Raw genomic sequence first — 16,164 nt, forward strand, 5'->3', positions numbered from 1 at the left:
CGAAAAATTATGAAAACAAAACATTTAATCATTACGGTCACATTAAGCACCTTTGCTTTAACAGCCTATGGGTGCGATACTTCAAATAAAAAGACAAAAAGCAACGACTTGGCACTACTGCAAAAAGTAGAAGAACCAAGTAAGTCGACCGAACCTAAAAACAATACCGTAAAAATAGCTTTGCTGTTGGACACCAGTAATAGCATGGATGGGCTTATTAACCAGGCCAAGGCACAATTATGGGATGTTGTGAATAAATTCACCCATGCCAAGTGCGGCAACGACACCCGACCTGAGCTTCAAATTGCCCTATATCAATATGGAAACGATGAGCTCTCTTACCGCGAGGGGTATGTACAGCAGGTATTGAACTTTACCAGCGACCTAGACGAAATCTCGGAAAAATTGTTTTCCCTTACGACGAATGGCGGGGAAGAATACTGTGGTGCCGTTATTCAGCAATCGCTCAAGCAGTTGGATTGGGGCAAGAATCCGGATAACCTAAAAATGATTTTTATTGCGGGTAACGAACCTTTTGACCAAGGCAAGCTCAATTATAAAGACGCCACCACCAACGCCAAGGAAAAAGAAGTCATTGTAAACACCATTTTTTGTGGAGATTACCAACAAGGCATTCAAACCAAATGGAAAGAAGGTGCCATTCTTTCAGGGGGCGATTATATGGCCATAGACCATAACGAAAAAATGGTACATATATCAACGCCCTACGACGACCTCATTATTCAGTTGAATACTAAGCTAAACACCACCTATATTGGCTATGGTAACTTAGGCAGGTCAAAAAAGGAAAAACAACATACACAAGACATGAATGCCGAGTTGTTAGAAGAAGTAGTAGTTGTCAAAAGAGCCGTGAGTAAAAGTTCACGTCTTTACAACAATAAATCTTGGGATCTAGTAGATGCGTCCAACGAAGCAGATTTTGATATCGAAAGCGTTGAAAAAGAGCATTTACCTAATGAGCTTAAAGCAAAATCCAATAAAGAAATCGAGACTTATCTTGACCAAAAAAGAATGGAGCGAGTCGAAATACAAAAAGAAATTAATGCACTTAACCAAAAAAGGGAAGCCTACATTGCCGAAAAAACTCATGAAGAAACAGGTGAACTAGAAAATGCTCTATTTAGTGCCATAGTAAAACAGGCGGCAAAGAAAAATTATAAATGGGAGTAAACGGATAAAAACACAAGCGTCTCGAAAACAGTTTTCGGGACGTTTTTATTGTGCGGCAGGGCAGTAACAGTCGTACTTTCTTTCAGATTGGCCAAAATCATAGCCTAAGGTAATCTGATGAAAACCTCCGCTATCAAACCTGATATCGCCTGATTGATATGAATAGTTATAAGAGACCATAAAGTTTTTAATGTTGGCCCCTACGATAGGTGTAAAAAGTTGAAGTCTTTGTTCACCAAAGCCATCACTGGTGGCAAAGGGTGTACCGTCCATACTTCTTCGGTACGAGAGTCCGCCCCAAATTCGACCAAAGTCGACATCTTTGTAAACCTTGGCGTTTAAATCTATGGTTTTCTCTTCAGTAAAATCGGTCATTTGAAATAGCACGGAAGGCTCAAACTGCCATTCCTGCTTTCCAAAGATATACCCCGCAGAAACCAAGTATCTCCTTAAATTATCAATAACAGGAACATTGTCGTTCGCTTTACCATAACGATAGAGGTTACGTTGACTGCTTAAAAGGTTATTAATGGCAAAGTGGGCATAAAATTCCATAATACTATAAGAAACACCCAAGTCAACATTAAAATAACTTTCGCTCAACCGAGAACCCGTTATGGCGTCATCAGGCAATACCGACTGAAACTCCGATTCATCAAGGCTACTTTGTAAATAAGTCGGGCTCAAACCAAATGACAATTGGTTGAGATATCTCGCATCACCACCTAATTTCAAATGATGGGCATAGGTCAACTTTAACCCCGTTTGAGCATGATAGCCATTGGCATCATTGAAGAATATGGCTCCCACTCCGCTGTTGCCTTCTCCCAATCTAAAATTGGCATTCAAGGTCTGTAAGTTGGGGGCGTCTTCTACGCTAAACCATTGCATTCTTGCAGTTGCCCTAATCTTACCGCCTTCACTTATACCGGCCATTGACGGGTAGACTAAATAATAATTGTCTGAGAGGTAGTCGAAGTACACAGGTATTCCTTCTTGTGAATAGCTCTGATAGCTTATGATTATGGAGGCCAGAAGCCAAAATAAACGATGTTTCATTTAAATGGTTAAAGCGGACTGCGTTGAGAATCGACTAAATATATGGTATAACGGATGAAATGCTACAATATTATTCTACAGGAAGATAGCTTCCGGTAAAATCGCTATTTCCAACTACATTGTAAAACTCCATTTAAAGAATGCCCGTACATCTTTACCAAGATTATGGTCATTATAAGCTCATATTTATATCGTATTTTTGCGGCAAAGATCTTGTAATGAAAGAATACAATATAACGGTTGAAAAAACCAATAACCCGAAGATACTCAAGTTTGAAACGAATCATTTGCTTACCCAAGGCAAAAATTACGAGTTCAAGAACATCGACGAGGCCAAAATATCGCCATTAGCGCAACAACTGTTTTACCTTCCTTTTATAAAGACGGTATATATATCAGGTAATTTTATTGGGCTTGAAAGGTTTGATATTGTTGAATGGGATGATGTGAAAGACGAAGTTGCACAACAATTGGTTGAGTACCTGAATGCCGGGGAACCCATCGTTCATGAAGAACATACCAAGCAGAAGGTTGCGGTTACCGTCTATGCCGAAGTAACGCCCAACCCTTCTGTAATGAAATTCGTTGCAAATAAGCGAATAGTTCCCGGAATTTTTGAATACAAAAATATTGATGAGGCCAAAGATTCAGGTTTGGCCCAAAAGCTATTTCAGTTTCCGTTTGTAAAAGAGGTTTTCTTTGATCTCAACTATGTTTCGGTCACCAAATACGATGTTGCCGAGTGGGACGAAGTGACCATGACCGTGCGAGAATTGGTTCGTGATTATTTAGCTGACGGAAATGAGGTCGTTTCTGAAAATGCCGTTTCAAAAACTACGGAAACTACAGGCAGTAAGGCTAACGTAGCCTCTCCTGAACTGGACGATACCTCTCAACAGATTGTCGATATTCTTGAGGAGTATGTCAAACCGGCCGTCGCCAGTGACGGAGGTAACATATTGTTTCAATCGTACGAAAAAGACAGTAAGACTGTAAACGTCATTCTACAGGGGGCCTGTAGCGGTTGTCCTTCATCTACTTTCACCCTTAAGAACGGTATTGAGACCATGCTCAAAAACATGATGGGCGATAAGGTTAATGAGGTAGTTGCCCTAAATGGCTAATGCATTCATCTTTAACGGGTTTCCATCAATTTTCGCTGCCATATTTCTTATATTAAAGAAAATTTAAAAACAAAATATTATGGCAGTTTTAAAAGTGATAGAAATATTGGCAAACTCAGACAAGAGTTGGGAAGATGCCGCTAACAATGCGGTTTCTGAAGCCTCAAAATCCGTTAAAAACATACGTTCAGTTTACATTAACGAACAAAGTGCTACCGTGAAAGATGGAAAAATGGATAATTTTAGAGTCAACGCTAAAATTACCTTTGAGGTTAAATAGACACAAAAATCTTAAAATAATGAAACGCCCCTATTTCGGGGCGTTCTTATTATACCCTTGTTATGAGCAACACCTACACCAATGCACTCGTTCATGAAAGCAGCCCCTATCTGCAACAGCATGCCCACAACCCCGTAAATTGGGTGGGATGGAGCGAAGACATCTTAAAATTGGCCCGAGAGTCGAACAAGCCCCTTTTGATCAGTATAGGATATGCCGCTTGTCATTGGTGCCACGTTATGGAGCATGAATGTTTTGAAGACCCGAGCGTTGCCGAAATCATGAATTCCCATTTTATTAATATTAAGGTTGACCGTGAAGAAAGACCCGATATTGATCATATTTATATGGATGCGCTACAAATGATGACGGGTAGCGGCGGGTGGCCCTTAAACATAGTGGCATTACCCGATGGCCGTCCTTTTTGGGGAGCAACCTATGTCAAGAAAAATGATTGGATGGAGGTATTGACCCAATTGGCAAGCTTGTACAATAGCGATAAGAAAAGGGTAGTCGAGTACGCTCAAAACATGGAAGATGGCATCAAGGCCATTAACTTGGTTGAACTTAATAATCAAAAAGACCTGATCGATATCGATGAGCTTTCTACTTCTGTTAAAAACTGGTCAAAGTATTTTGACCTCGAAATGGGAGGCTATAATCGTGCACCTAAGTTCATGATGCCGGTCAACCTGAATTTTCTGCTGCATTATGCTACTTTACAACATGACGAAGCCATATTGGATTATGTTGATGTTTCATTGACCAAGATGGCTTGGGGCGGTGTTTACGACCAAGTCGGTGGCGGTTTTTCAAGATATTCTGTCGATGCAAAATGGCATGTTCCGCACTTTGAAAAAATGCTTTATGACAACGGGCAGCTGGCGAGTCTTTACGCCCAAGCTTATGCTGCTACCGGAAAAGAGCTTTTTAAAGAAGTGGTCGAGGGAATTATAGAATTTGTATCTAAAGAACTTACAAACCAAGACTTTGGCTTTTATTCTTCGTTGGATGCCGATAGCCTTGATAAGTCAGGAAAATTGCAAGAAGGAGCTTTTTATGTTTGGGAAAAAGAGGAACTCGTACAACTTTTAGAAGATAAGTTCGAGATTTTTGCCTCATACTTCAATATCAACGAGTATGGTTATTGGGAAGATAAAAACTATGTTCTTATACGAAACCGATCCTTTAAGCAGGTAGCCCTCGACCACGAACTTTCCGAATCTCAACTTCAAGAAATCATCACAGAGTCTTTATCGATATTGAAAATAACTCGTCAAAAACGTCCTGCGCCAAGATTAGATGATAAGGTTCTGACTTCGTGGAACGGCCTTATGCTCAAAGGTATTATCGACGCCTATAAATATTTGGGTAAAGGGGAGTATTTGAGTTTAGCCCTTAAGAATGCCCAGTTTATTCTTCAACATCTCACCACAACCGATGGCGGACTTTATCATAACCACAAAGACGGTAAAAGCTCGATTAATGGCTACCTAGAAGATTACGCTTCGGTAATAGATGCGTTTACGGCGCTCTATGAAGTCACCCTTGAGGAAACATGGATCGAAACCGCAATGAAACTGACCAACCATGTCATTTCAAATTTTTACGATGCCGATAACGGTATGTTCTATTTCACCTCAAAAAAAGATACCTATGTCATTCGCAGAACTGTTGAAACCTATGATAATGTGATTCCATCATCAAATTCGATAATGGCAAAGAATCTTTTTAGGCTTTCGCGATTCTTTAATGAAGAAAATTTCGAAAAAATAACACATCAACAGTTGAAAAATGTTCAGAATGAAATTAGAAGAAATGCGCAAAGCTATGCCAATTGGATGCAGCTTGCCTTATACTTCAACCAACCTTTTTATGAAATTGCCATTACGGGATCTGAAGTTCATGAGAAATTAAACGAATTACAAAGATCTTATATACCAAACGCCCTTATCTCAGGAGCCGAAAAGAAATCGAATCTCCCAATTTTAAAGCATCGTTTTGAAAGCCCCGACACCCTAATTTACTTGTGTGAAAAAGGCCAGTGCCAGTTGCCCCGTTCCCGTTCAAAAGAAGTTTTAACTCAATTGCGCCAAAGCGCCCTGCATTAACAATAGTTTAATGGCATAAGTTTGAAAAAGGCCACTATTTTTTATAGGTTGGCGCTCCTAAAAAACTAATCTATATATGAAAGAATTCACAAACATCGAAGAGCACATACAAAAAGCCATCGATTTTGCTTGGGAGATTTTGCCCAATATTATTTTGGCACTTATCATATTGGTCGTTGGCCTGTACATTATCAGGTTCTTGAACAAAATGGTCAAGAAGTTTTTTGAACGCAAGGAATATGATTTGGCTTTAGAAAGCTTTTTGCAGAGTTTCATAAGCATAGCCCTCAAAGTTATTCTTTTTGTTCTGGTAGTGACCCAATTGGGCGTGCAATCGTCTTCTCTCGTCGCCATGATCGGTGCCGCTGGTCTGGCTATTGGTCTAGCCTTACAGGGTTCATTGTCAAACTTTGCCGGAGGCGTGTTGATTTTGCTTTTTAAACCTTTTCGTGTAGGTGATTGGATATCGGCCCAAGGCGTAGATGGTTCGGTAAAAGAGATTACTATTTTCTACACGAAGCTAAATACATTTGGTAACCAAGTGGCCATAATACCTAATGGCCAACTTTCCAATAACAATGTTATTAATTACAATGCCATGCCCACCCGTAGAGATAACATCAAAATCGGTATTGGTTACGGCAGTAATATCAAACAGGCAAAAGACATTATGCTTCAAATATGTGCCGAAGACGAGAACATTTTAAAAGAGCCAGCACCTGAGGTCTATGTAGATGCCCTGGCTGATAGTTCGGTCAACCTAAGTTTACGTTTTTGGGCAGAGAACGGCGTTTTCTGGAAAGCCCACTTTCACGTAATGGAAGAAACTAAAAGACGTTTTGATGAATCTGGCATTGAGATACCTTTCCCACAAAGAGTGGTGCACAGCTTGGCTCAAAAGACTACCGAAAAAGAGCCAACAAGCTAATACATTAGCCCTATAAAAATTGTTTAGAGGTTAGCTATAATTGATAGCTAACCTCTTGTTTTTCATAGTATTATTTTTTAAATTAAGTATCTCATCTTAATTTTTTCGACTATGAAAAATCTTATTTACTTGCTAGTATTCCATATAATAGGAACGGCCTGGGCACAAACCATCGGCAATGGTGATGGAATATCTACCGATATACAAGCCGGAATTGTTATGCGAGAAGTGGATATTCAAGGATCGCCCTACCTAAATGAGGTATACAAGAAAGGGGAAACAATTATTAACGGTAAGTCAAGAACATCAGCGCTGATGAGATACGACGCCTACCACGATGCAGTGGAAATTCTTGATGAAAACCGTAAAGCACGAAAGTTGCTACGACGTCCTAGTATTAAAGCTGTTTTTGATGGAAAAACATACGAGGTACTCGAATATAAAGAGGGCAAGCAGGTTAAAATGGGTTATTTCAATTCGTTGAACCAAGGCCACACCCAGCTCTTATTCAAGCCTAAGAAAAAATTTGTTCAGGCCGAAAAGCCTGAAAATGGTTATGACGATTACGACCCTCCCGTCTACAAAGATATCTCGGCTTATTTTATAAGGAAAGGGGATCAATCTGCAACAATGATCAAACTAAATAAGAAAGGCCTGTTGAAGGCTCTCAATGACCAAGAGGCCTTACTTAAAAAGTTTATCAAAAAACATTCGCTAGACCTCAAAAAAGAAACCCATGCCATCAGGCTAATTCAATACTATAATTCAATTAATAAGACTACAGAAAGATTGATTGATTTTAATTCTACTGCTGTAGGATAAAAAATGTAGTAAAATTCTTATTATGGAATGATTTTTGGTCATTATTTTCAGAATCCCCCGCAACATAATACAAACTTAAAATTTACTTTTATGAAAAATGCTTTGTTGCTTTTGATTCTTCCTTTTGTGGGATTCTCCCAAAGTGGCTCCCTAATGTCATCTTCTATGCAAAAGTCAGGATTTAATTATCCTTTCTTTATGAACGAAACAAAAGAAATAACCTACGTGAATGAAGGCTCTCCCTATGAATCGGAAGAATTTAATAATGGAAATCTAAACTTTAACGGTAAAGAAATTCTAGTTGCACCAATGAGGTTTAATTCTATAAAACAAGTTATAGAGTTCAAGGATGAAAATAGCACCGTTCGAGAAGTTCTTAGAAGACCTGAGTTTAGTGCCACCTTTAATGGTAAAACCTATAAAATTTTCGAATTTGAATTACCCAATAACCAAACCCAATTAGGGTATTTCAACCCTCTATTCATAGGAAACCATATTTCTTTTTTACTCAAACCTGGAAAATATCAGACCATTAGTGCTCCTTCGAGCCATACCGCATACGGAAGTTCTACAAAAGTAGCAATCGCAAATTATATTGAGAATTCTTCCTATTATATTAAGCATGACAAAGCCCTTGCACAGCTAATAGAATTAAATAAAAGCAACATATTAAGGGCACTAAGCGACAAATTCATCGAGGTTTCAAACTTTATGAACACCAACAACCTCAACTTAAAAAAAGAGGCTGATGTTATTCGCTTGTTAAGCTATTATGATTCTTTAAAATCGATAAAACCGGTTGCGAAACAGGGCAAAGGTTAAAACTAAAAGCCTCTCATTTTCCAAAAAATTGACAAAGGCTATTTTTTCTTTTGCTGAAGTATAAAGTCCTTTAGATAGTAAGGTTCAAAATAAGCTACATCTTCGAACTCAGAAGATTTATATTTTTCGTACGCCAAGTGGGCCATTTGGCTAGAAGAAGGAACCACCCCTTCATCAAAAGAGATATGGTCGTGACATAATACTTCCTTACATTTTTCAGCTCCTGAGCCCAATAAGAGCACCTTCCCTTTTTGCCAAAACACTTCGAAAGAGGATTCAGAGACAATCTCAGCACGAGTATCCCTAACCTGTTTCAAGTCTTTATCAAAAACTGCAGAATACACCTCCATTCTACGGGCATCTAAAAGGGGAACTATAAAATCAACCGCCTGTGGGTCAGCTTGACTCGCCATACTTTCAAGTGTGGCTATCGATATCAACGGAATTTCCAAAGCATAACATAGGCCTTTGGCTGCCGAAACCCCTATTCGCAAGCCGGTGTATGACCCGGGGCCTTTACTTATAGCGATAGCATCCAGATCGGACAATCGCAAACTGGCTTGCTTGACGACCTCGTCGATAAATACATGTAGCTGTTCTGAATGGGAATAATTAGGGGAATTATGTTCTTTTAATGCTATTAACTGCCCATCTCTGGCCAAACTCACCGAACAATTAGTGGTAGCCGTCTCTAAATTAAGTATCAACGCCATAAGGCTGCAAATATAATCTTAATACATAAAAAAATCCGCTAAAGCTAAAGCAATAGCGGACCATTTAACTACCCCAAAATAGGGTTATTCTAAATCGATTGGTAATCCGAAGTAAAACTCAAGAACTTTAATTCTAAAAATATAATCATACTTGGTTCTTACTACCTCAGCAGCGGCATTATCGACCCTTGATTGTGCTTGACTAAAATCGAAGGCATTCATAAGTCCTACATCATACCTTTCTTTTGAGTAATTATATGCCAGTTGTCGAGCCTCTAATGTCTTTTGCGCTGCTTCATATGCTTTGGCAAAACTGGTTACGTCAACATAAGCTTGGTTGATATTGGTCTCTAAATCAAGCTTATCTTGCTCTAGTTGCAACTCGGCTTTTTTAACGGTAATTTCTGCCCTCTTAATATTATTTCTGGTACTAAAACCATTGAAAACAGGTATATTCAATTGAGCGCCATAAGATATACCATCATTGATCCATAATTGATTTCCGAAACTTTCAGCGGGCACAAAAGTACCTGTACTACTATCGAAGCCACCTTGATCGGAATATCTTGTATTATAGTTAAAAAAGGCGGATAGTGTCGGATACAACGCTCCCTTTGTAATTTTTAAATCCTCTTTTGCCAAATCAATATTTGACTCAGAGAACTTGATATCATTTCTAAAAGTAAGCGATTCAGCAAAAATTTCCTTCGGATTTTTGTTCAGGATATCAGAAGGAGGTACCTCGTAATCAACATCTACAACATCAAAATTTTCATAATCGGTAATTTGAAGTAACTGGGCCAAATTGATTCTCGAAATCAAAACCAAGTTTTCGGTATTTACAATTTGTTGCTCCAAGCCGGCGGCTGTCGCCTCAATCTCTAACAAATCTCCTTCAGGTAAAGCACCTGCCTGTATCAATTCTTTGGTACGCTTTAAGTCTTGTTCGGTAACTGCGTATTGCGCCCTTAAAACTTTTAAAGTCTCTTTATTTGAAAGTATTTGTAAATAGGCATTGGCGACGTTCAAACGAATATCATCCTTTAAATCATCTAAACGATATTGGTTGGCGATTGCATTCATTTTTGCCCTGTTCAGGCGATTGAAATTTCTCAACCCATCGAACAAGGTCAACGAAGAGGTCACCCCACCATTGGCCGTAAGAATAGTTGTTGTTACCGGTTGATTGGTTGTCGGGTCAAAGGAAAGACCTGTATTACCTGAAGTCGATATCGAGCTGTTAACATTGGGCATAAGCGCTCCTAACGCATCGGACCTATCGATTTTGGCATTTTCTAAATCCAGTTCGAATTGCTCAATACTTAAGTTATGTTCTACTGCGTATGCCACACACTCTTCTAATGTCCATTTTTTGCTTTGCGCAGTACTACTGCCAATAGCAATGAAGAACACTAAAACGATTAGTTTTAAGTTCATTTTTTGATTTTTTGATTATGATTGATGAATGTTACTCTTCTGCTTCCTCAGTGCCTTCTTCCTCTCCTCTCTTAATAGGTTCGGTCTTGTTCCAAATTTTGACATTGTCCGATTCTGAAAGGCCAGAAACTATTTCGACGTTGACCCCATCTGAAATTCCGATTTCAATATCGCGACGCTCAAATTGTTGTTCACCGGTCGAAACCTCCACATAGGGCTTGTCAGTTTTACTATCGAACTGTAATAATGCTTCCGGTATCACTAGAATATCATCTTTTTTCTCAAGCACCAAAGATGCATTGGCACTATAACCAGCTCGAATGAATATATCATCTTGAACATCTACATCACCCTCAATCTTGAACTGCACGGCGCCAGTTTCCTCGATACCTTTAGGTGCTATAAATCGAAGCTTGGCATCAAGCTCTTTACCTTCAACAGCACCCAAGCTTATTTTTAGGGGAGTACCGACTTCTAACTTCGCTACCTCGCCCTCATCAACTTTTCCCTCAAAAACCATTTTACCCAGATCGGCAATGGTAGCTATCGTTGTACCGTCGTTGAAGTTATTACTCTGTATCACTTGGTCCCCTTCCTCTACCGGTATTTCAAGAATGGTACCGTCAACCGTTGCCCTGATATTTGTATTGGCACTGGTAGAACCTCCTGCTGAACCTACTCTAATAATTTGATAGTCTGCTTTGGAGTTCTCAAGTTCTTGAACCGCCTGATCGTATTGAAGTTGAAGGTTATTGAAATCTTGACTTGATATCACCCCTTTATCAAAGAGTGATTTATTACGGTCATATTCGATTTTTGTATTATTGAGCGCCAACTCTGCATTTCTGACCCTACCCCTGGCCTGGTTCAAAGACTGTTCGTTGGGTACTACCTTAATGGTTGCAATCAAATCTCCTGATTTGACCTTTTGGCCTTCTTCCAAGAATATCTTTTGAATGATTCCAGAAATCTGAGGTTTTATTTCGATTTCGTCTTCAGGTATAACCGTACCGGTAGCGACCGTCTTTTTCTCGATGTTCGATATAAAAGGATGCTGAGTTTCGTAGGTAATCGCCTCTTTACTGTTCGATTTAATAAAGAAGGCAGCGGCCCATAGGGCACCCAGCACCAACACCCCGATTAATACATACTTTAAAATCTTGTTCATTGTAGTTGTGTTTGTTGTCTATTGGTATAGTTGTTCTCGTTTTTGTTACGTTGTATTCGTGTTATTCTTCCCTTAGCGCATCGATAGGTTTAATACTTACCGCTCGTTGAGCAGGAATCAACCCGATTAATGTTCCTAATACCACCATGATGACCAGAGCCCCGATTACATAGGGAATTGGAACTGTTGGATTCGTATAAGGGAAATCGATATTCTGAGTTAAGTTGTTGATTAATGCGAGGGTCGCCGCACCCAGTATGATGCCCATAATGCCAGCAATAACCGTTAGAAAAACAGATTCAAGAATAATCTGGTTACGCACCTCGGCGGGTGTAGCCCCCAAGGCACGCCTAACGCCCAGTTCTTTGGTTCTTTCCTTCACTGATATCAAAAGAATATTTCCGATACCTATAACCCCTGCCAGTATGGTCGCGATACCAACAATTAAGGATAAAAAAGTGATTCCGTTGGCAAAGCCGACAATCTTGTTAAACTGCTCGCCCAAGTTGAAAGAGCCAAAAGCACGATCATCATCGGGATGTACTTGATGTATGTTTTTCAACAAATTGATAATGTTCTCTTCTACTTTCACCACATCGGCGTCATCATAAGCAGCTATTGAAAACCAACCTACCTCATCGCCCGTGTTATAGAGCTTTCTAAAGGTTGAGAATGGAATAAAAATATCACCATCACCACCAAAACCTCCACTTTGGTCAAATTTGTGTACGCCAACGACCTGAAAATAAACGTTATCGATTTTAATGTACCCCCCAATAGGTTCTTCGCCCTTATCAAAAAGCTCTCGCTGCGCACGCTCACCGATTACCGCCACCTTTCTAGCTTGGGCAATGTCTTCATCGTTGAGAAAACGCCCTCCGTCATAAATTTTTTTAGGTGCTATTTTTGTAAATGCCGGAAAATCGCCAAAAAGGGGATAGCTACCCGATTTGTTGCCCCGGCCGATACTCGGAGGGGTCGAACCGAAGAAGCCGCGAACATTTCTTGGGGCAATAAATTCTACCTCAGGTATTCTGTTTTCGATCATGGTAGCGTCTCCGAGCCTCAACTGCATCTGCCTACCTGTTTTAAATCCTTCGTGGGGCATACTTGTGTTTTGTGCCCAAACGAACATACTGTTCTTGGCTATGATCTCGAACATACTTTCAAAACCATTGTCCATACCTTTTGCAGCTCCAGAAAGGGCTATATAGATAAAGATGCCCCATAGAACACCTATGACGGTAATGACGGTTCTAATCTTGTTCTTGCTGATAGAACCAAAGATTTCTTGCCACGTATTTCTATCTAGTATAAATCGCATCCTATTCGTCTCTTAATGCTACAATTGGTTTAATACGCGCCGCCCTACGTGCGGGTACGTAACCTGCTATTCCTCCAAATATGATAAGAACAACGGTCGCAATAATGGCCATGGGCATATCGATATAAGGGTTGGTAATGAAGAAATCTTCTAACCGTTCACCCATCGAACTCAAGATACCTACGCCCAAAAGCATACCTATAAAACCAGAGACCGTTGTAATGAAAACCGACTCTAAAAGAATGGTGCCTATTACCGATTTAGGTGTAGCACCTAACGCCTTTCGAATACCCAGTTCTTTGGTGCGTTCTTTCACCACAAAAACCATAATGTTACTAATACCGATGATGCCCGCGATGATGGTACCAAAGGCTACAAAACCGACAATAATCTGCAGTACCCGGGCAAATTGCTGGTTTTGCCTAAGTTGGTCCGCTACATTGCGTATAAAAATTCCGTTTCGGTCTTGCGGATGTATGTATTTCTTTTCCCGAATAAATTTGTCGAGACTTTTCTCAAAAGCCATTGCCCCGGCATAGCCAATTTCAGGCTTAAAGCCGATTACCATAGCGTCTATTTTATCGGTATTCTTTTCGATGAGCTGCATGGTCGTATAGGGCACGAATATATTTCGCTCTTCATTATCACCCCCATCATCTTGAAATACGCCGATTACCTTAAAAGAGCTTCCGCCCACATCGATATACTTACCAACTGCATTTTTAGATCCGAAAAGGTCTTGTTCTACCAACCTACCTATGACGGCGTTCTTGGTCTTGTTCTTAATGTCCATCACATTGATGTAACGACCTTTCATTATAATGTTCATTTCGGCATACTGATGCGCGGGCCCTACGCCCCAATTCGAATAGCTATTACTCTCGTTCTTGTAGCTTACAGTATCTTGTCGGGTAATTCTAGGACTTAAGTATTCAAGGAATAAGGGAAAATTCTTTTCAACATCTTCTAAATCGCTATTGTCGAACTCTACCGTTCTATTAGCTTTATAACCTTTATAGGGCATTGTCGTCCTGCCCCTGAATACCATGAAAACATTGGTCGCATCATTTGAAAAGAACTCATTGAAAGTATTAATAAGGCCATTGCCGAAACCGAAGAGCACAACGAATATCAAAATACCCAAAGCCACGGTAAAACCCGACAGAAAGGTACGCAGCTTATTCTTTTGAATAGTCTCGAAAATTTCCTTCCAAATATCCCTACTAAACATATTGTGATGCCCTAACTTGATCTACCTTTTTATCCTCGACTATAACACCATCTTTTAGATGAACTATGCGCTTGCACATATGGGCAATATCTTCTTCGTGAGTTACCACCAATATGGTATTGCCATCGTCGTTGATTTTCTGAATAAGGTCCATAACTTCATAAGAAGTCTTACTATCCAATGCCCCGGTCGGCTCATCAGCCAAGAGAACCTTTGGCTCGGCTGCCATTGCCCTTGCAATAGCAACCCGCTGTTTTTGTCCACCGGAAAGTTCATTGGGTAAATGGTGCGCCCATTCTTTTAAACCTACCTGAGAAAGGTATTTAATAGCTTTCTCTTCTCTTTGTTTTCGAGGAACCTTTTGATAATATAGGGGAAGAGCCACATTTTCCATTGCGCTTTTATAGTTAATGAGATTAAACGACTGGAAAATGAAGCCAAGAAATTTGTTACGGTATTTGGCAGCCTTTGTTTCGTTCAAGTTTTTAATGGGTACACCATCTAGGGTATACTCTCCGGAATCTGCCTCATCTAACATTCCTAAAATATTGAGCAATGTCGATTTTCCGGAACCTGAAGAACCCATAATTGCTACCAACTCTCCTTCTTTAATGCTAAAGTTCAATCCTTTTAGAACGTGAAGGGAATTGGCCCCCATCTTATAGGATTTATGCAGATTATTTATTTCTATCATTTGTGGTTACGTTAGTTGTTATGCTTTTTGAGGGCCAGCAGCAATATGACACTCAAGTTGTTAAATTGTTACGTGATATTGTCAAAATTTTCTGTTAAATATTTTTCTTACATGTTTTCCTCTTTCACAATGGCGTTCCAAACCTTGATTTTATCTTGCTCGGTAACTCCTGATTTAACCTCGACATATATACCATCACTAACACCCAGCTCTATATCTTTTCTCTCGAATATTTGTTCACCGTTCGCAATTTCAACAAATGGTTTCTTAGAGTCATTATCGTATTGTACCAGCGCCTCTTTAATGGCCAGCACACTATCAGCCTTCGCCAGAATGACAGAGGCATTAGCACTTAGGCCCGCCCGAATGAATACTGAGTCTTGCTTCTTTAAGGTACCCTTTATCTCAAACTGCACGGCGCCGTTCTCCTCATTGCCTTTGGGGGCGATATAATCCAATACCGCATCAAAAATGCGCCCTTCCAGTGCGCCCACGGTGATTTCAAGGGGAAGGTTTTCTTTAATTTTTCCTACCTCGCTTTCATCGACCTTTCCTTCAAATATCATTTTATCGACATCGGCGATAGCGGCAATGGTTGTTCCTTCGTTGAAGTTATTGCTCTCGATTACCTGGTTACCCACTTCTACAGGCACTTCTAGTACCATACCGCTTACAGTAGCTCGAATCTGGGTATTAGCGGCATTACCGAAACCTTTGGCGGTACCCGTCTTAACAATTTCAAATCTCTTATTAGCGGCTGCGTAGGTCTGTTTTGCCTGATCGTACGCCACTTGTGCACGTTCTAGGTCAACTTGAGAAATAACTCCCTTGCCAAACAGGCTCTTTTGCCTATCTAAGTTTCGCAGTTGGTCATCGAGATTAATTTTTGCCTCATCGATACCATTTCGCGCATCGTTCAAGGCTGCCAAATTAGGTACCACCTTAATTCTACATATCAGGTCACCCGATTTAACGTAGTCGCCACCTTCTACAAATATTTCTTCGATAACCCCTGAAATATTGGGTTTGATCAATACCTCTTCCAGGGGTAAAATACTGCCGGTCGCAACCGTTTTTTTAACGATTGTTTTCTTGGAAGCCTGCTCGGTTTCGTAGGTTACAGGATCCTCGGCATTCTTTTGGTACAAGTAGTACATGGCTCCCCCGAAGGTTAACACAATGAGGAGCAGGATTATTCGGGTTACTGTCTTTTTCATTTTTGATTGATGTTAGATACTATTATATATTTTATATTAT

General features: G+C 40.0%; 15 protein-coding genes. 7 read left to right on the forward strand and 8 right to left on the reverse strand.

Translation table 11 applies throughout. The features are described 5' to 3' along the window. Positions 1-9: 9 nt before the first annotated feature. Positions 10-1,194, forward strand: coding sequence for a VWA domain-containing protein (locus IL356_RS00890; RefSeq protein WP_121847665.1), 1,185 nt, complete (start codon positions 10-12; stop codon positions 1,192-1,194). Positions 1,195-1,239: 45 nt separating this feature from the next. On the opposite strand, the gene IL356_RS00895 is transcribed toward IL356_RS00890, so the two are convergent. After that, entirely contained in the window at positions 1,240-2,253 is a 1,014-nt protein-coding gene (locus IL356_RS00895; RefSeq protein WP_121847664.1) for a PorP/SprF family type IX secretion system membrane protein, read from the reverse strand. Between the two features lie 218 nt (positions 2,254-2,471). On the opposite strand from IL356_RS00895, the gene IL356_RS00900 reads away from it, so the two are divergent. The 6 genes from IL356_RS00900 (at position 2,472) to IL356_RS00925 (ending at position 8,340) form a co-directional block, all read left to right on the forward strand. Then, complete coding sequence (locus tag IL356_RS00900; RefSeq protein ID WP_121850586.1) at positions 2,472-3,377, forward strand: NifU family protein; 906 nt, start codon at positions 2,472-2,474, stop codon at positions 3,375-3,377. A gap of 79 nt (positions 3,378-3,456) precedes the next feature. Next, a complete protein-coding gene (locus IL356_RS00905) occupies positions 3,457-3,657 on the forward strand; it encodes a dodecin family protein (protein WP_121847663.1) in 201 nt (66 codons plus the stop codon). Positions 3,658-3,719: 62 nt separating this feature from the next. Next, entirely contained in the window at positions 3,720-5,768 is a 2,049-nt protein-coding gene (locus IL356_RS00910) for a thioredoxin domain-containing protein (protein WP_121847662.1), read from the forward strand. A 76-nt stretch (positions 5,769-5,844) separates the two neighbouring features. Then, positions 5,845-6,696 carry a mechanosensitive ion channel family protein gene (locus IL356_RS00915; RefSeq protein WP_121847661.1) on the forward strand — a complete coding sequence of 284 codons (852 nt, stop codon included), beginning with the start codon at positions 5,845-5,847 and terminating at the stop codon, positions 6,694-6,696. 111 nt (positions 6,697-6,807) lie between these two features. Continuing rightward, the gene (locus tag IL356_RS00920; protein ID WP_121847660.1) at positions 6,808-7,518 is read left to right on the forward strand and encodes a hypothetical protein; all 711 of its coding nucleotides are present in this window, start codon (positions 6,808-6,810) and stop codon (positions 7,516-7,518) included. 90 nt (positions 7,519-7,608) lie between these two features. Beyond that, positions 7,609-8,340 carry a hypothetical protein gene (locus IL356_RS00925; protein WP_121847659.1) on the forward strand — a complete coding sequence of 244 codons (732 nt, stop codon included), beginning with the start codon at positions 7,609-7,611 and terminating at the stop codon, positions 8,338-8,340. Positions 8,341-8,378: 38 nt separating this feature from the next. Here the strand turns inward: IL356_RS00925 and tsaB are convergent, their stop codons facing one another. From tsaB to IL356_RS00960, 7 genes are all read right to left on the reverse strand, one after another. Beyond that, positions 8,379-9,053 (reverse strand): tRNA (adenosine(37)-N6)-threonylcarbamoyltransferase complex dimerization subunit type 1 TsaB, encoded by a 675-nt coding sequence (gene tsaB, locus IL356_RS00930; protein WP_121847658.1) that lies wholly within the window; start codon positions 9,051-9,053, stop codon positions 8,379-8,381. 84 nt (positions 9,054-9,137) lie between these two features. Beyond that, entirely contained in the window at positions 9,138-10,490 is a 1,353-nt protein-coding gene (locus tag IL356_RS00935; RefSeq protein WP_121847657.1) for a TolC family protein, read from the reverse strand. 31 nt (positions 10,491-10,521) lie between these two features. Then, positions 10,522-11,658 carry an efflux RND transporter periplasmic adaptor subunit gene (locus IL356_RS00940; RefSeq protein WP_121847656.1) on the reverse strand — a complete coding sequence of 379 codons (1,137 nt, stop codon included), beginning with the start codon at positions 11,656-11,658 and terminating at the stop codon, positions 10,522-10,524. A 61-nt stretch (positions 11,659-11,719) separates the two neighbouring features. After that, a complete protein-coding gene (locus IL356_RS00945) occupies positions 11,720-12,982 on the reverse strand; it encodes an ABC transporter permease (protein ID WP_121847655.1) in 1,263 nt (420 codons plus the stop codon). 1 nt (position 12,983) lies between these two features. Beyond that, a complete protein-coding gene (locus IL356_RS00950) occupies positions 12,984-14,213 on the reverse strand; it encodes an ABC transporter permease (protein WP_121847654.1) in 1,230 nt (409 codons plus the stop codon). Next, positions 14,206-14,907, reverse strand: a complete 702-nt coding sequence (locus IL356_RS00955; RefSeq protein WP_121847653.1) for an ABC transporter ATP-binding protein — start codon at positions 14,905-14,907, stop codon at positions 14,206-14,208. Before IL356_RS00955 ends, IL356_RS00950 begins: the two co-directional genes overlap by 8 nt. A gap of 107 nt (positions 14,908-15,014) precedes the next feature. Beyond that, positions 15,015-16,124 (reverse strand): efflux RND transporter periplasmic adaptor subunit, encoded by a 1,110-nt coding sequence (locus tag IL356_RS00960; protein WP_121847652.1) that lies wholly within the window; start codon positions 16,122-16,124, stop codon positions 15,015-15,017. Between the last annotated feature and the right edge of the window lie 40 nt (positions 16,125-16,164).

The sequence above is a fragment of the Euzebyella marina genome, assembly GCF_014855515.1.
Taxonomy (GTDB): Bacteria; Bacteroidota; Bacteroidia; order Flavobacteriales; family Flavobacteriaceae; genus Euzebyella; species Euzebyella marina.

Coding starts and splice junctions, on each gene's coding strand:
- IL356_RS00890 (WP_121847665.1), top strand. CDS start 10: ATGAAAACAAAACATTTAATCATTACGGTCACATTAAGCACCTTTGCT.
- IL356_RS00895 (WP_121847664.1), bottom strand. CDS start 2,253: ATGAAACATCGTTTATTTTGGCTTCTGGCCTCCATAATCATAAGCTAT.
- IL356_RS00900 (WP_121850586.1), top strand. CDS start 2,472: ATGAAAGAATACAATATAACGGTTGAAAAAACCAATAACCCGAAGATA.
- IL356_RS00905 (WP_121847663.1), top strand. CDS start 3,457: ATGGCAGTTTTAAAAGTGATAGAAATATTGGCAAACTCAGACAAGAGT.
- IL356_RS00910 (WP_121847662.1), top strand. CDS start 3,720: ATGAGCAACACCTACACCAATGCACTCGTTCATGAAAGCAGCCCCTAT.
- IL356_RS00915 (WP_121847661.1), top strand. CDS start 5,845: ATGAAAGAATTCACAAACATCGAAGAGCACATACAAAAAGCCATCGAT.
- IL356_RS00920 (WP_121847660.1), top strand. CDS start 6,808: ATGAAAAATCTTATTTACTTGCTAGTATTCCATATAATAGGAACGGCC.
- IL356_RS00925 (WP_121847659.1), top strand. CDS start 7,609: ATGAAAAATGCTTTGTTGCTTTTGATTCTTCCTTTTGTGGGATTCTCC.
- tsaB (WP_121847658.1), bottom strand. CDS start 9,053: ATGGCGTTGATACTTAATTTAGAGACGGCTACCACTAATTGTTCGGTG.
- IL356_RS00935 (WP_121847657.1), bottom strand. CDS start 10,490: ATGAACTTAAAACTAATCGTTTTAGTGTTCTTCATTGCTATTGGCAGT.
- IL356_RS00940 (WP_121847656.1), bottom strand. CDS start 11,658: ATGAACAAGATTTTAAAGTATGTATTAATCGGGGTGTTGGTGCTGGGT.
- IL356_RS00945 (WP_121847655.1), bottom strand. CDS start 12,982: ATGCGATTTATACTAGATAGAAATACGTGGCAAGAAATCTTTGGTTCT.
- IL356_RS00950 (WP_121847654.1), bottom strand. CDS start 14,213: ATGTTTAGTAGGGATATTTGGAAGGAAATTTTCGAGACTATTCAAAAG.
- IL356_RS00955 (WP_121847653.1), bottom strand. CDS start 14,907: ATGATAGAAATAAATAATCTGCATAAATCCTATAAGATGGGGGCCAAT.
- IL356_RS00960 (WP_121847652.1), bottom strand. CDS start 16,124: ATGAAAAAGACAGTAACCCGAATAATCCTGCTCCTCATTGTGTTAACC.